The sequence below is a fragment of the Pseudomonas juntendi genome, from assembly GCF_009932375.1.
GTDB lineage: Bacteria > Pseudomonadota > Gammaproteobacteria > Pseudomonadales > Pseudomonadaceae > Aquipseudomonas > Aquipseudomonas juntendi.
The window spans coordinates 1-834 of the sequence record NZ_BLJG01000268.1 but is presented as its reverse complement, the minus strand read 5'-3'; the positions used below and the strand labels follow the sequence as shown (position 1 = coordinate 834).

Below are 834 nucleotides of genomic sequence, written 5' to 3'. Positions count from 1 at the left end.
GGCATAAATGCCGACCAGGTCCAGATCACCCGCTTCGCGGTCGAGCAACGCCAGCACATCGCTGAGCTCAGGTAGCGGCTGCTGTTGCTGGCTGTAGCTGTGCCAGGCGCTTTCGTCCAGGCGCAGGTAAGGGTCGACGGCCAGCAGTGGCAGGGTCTGGCGCAGTTGCGCCAGGGCATCCGCCAAGCGTTGGCGGTCCAGTTGCGCATCGCCACTCAAGGTCACCTGCTGTTCGGCTTGGCGACCGTCGCGGATCAGCCGCAGCTGCGCGCTGGCCTGGCTGACATGCCCGGCCTGGCGCACCTTGGCGTGGTTGAAGCGCACGAACTGGGACTGCTCGGCGCTGTAGCCAAGGGTGAACTGCTCGCCACTTTCCAGGGCGGCGCGCACCTCCCCGGCCAGGGTTTCAAAAGCGTGTTTCATAAGGCGTCGCCTCCGAATACGTCGATCTGGCGGAACACGCAGGCCGGCGAGGCGTGGCCCACGCGCACCACCTGGTTGGGTTCGCCCTTGCCGCAGTTGGGCGTGCCCAGTACCTGGAAGGTGCTGCGGTCGCCGACCGCTGCCAGGTTGCGCCAGAACTGTGCGGAGATGCCACGGTAGTTGGGGTTCTTGACGATGCCCTTGAGCTCGCCGTTCTCGATCAGTTGGCCCCATTCGCAGCCGAACTGGAACTTGTTGCGCGCGTCGTCGATGGACCAGGACCGGTTGGTCCGCATCAGGATGCCGTGCTCGATGCCCGCGATCAGTTGTTCGAGTGAGTGCTCGCCCGGCTCGATGTTGAGGTTGGCCATGCGGTCGATCGGCGCACGGTTCCAGCCACAGGCGCGGCTG

General features: G+C 65.6%; 1 protein-coding gene and 1 pseudogene. Both read right to left on the bottom strand.

Annotation, left to right across the window (positions count from 1 at the left end):
* Positions 1-423, bottom strand: a pseudogene (locus GYA94_RS24205) (TldD/PmbA family protein); the annotation flags it as partial.
* Positions 420-834, bottom strand: a 415-nt coding sequence (locus GYA94_RS24200; RefSeq protein WP_255326986.1) for a metallopeptidase TldD-related protein, incomplete at its 5' end; no start/stop codon positions are given. The pseudogene GYA94_RS24205 and the gene GYA94_RS24200, both read right to left, overlap by 4 nt.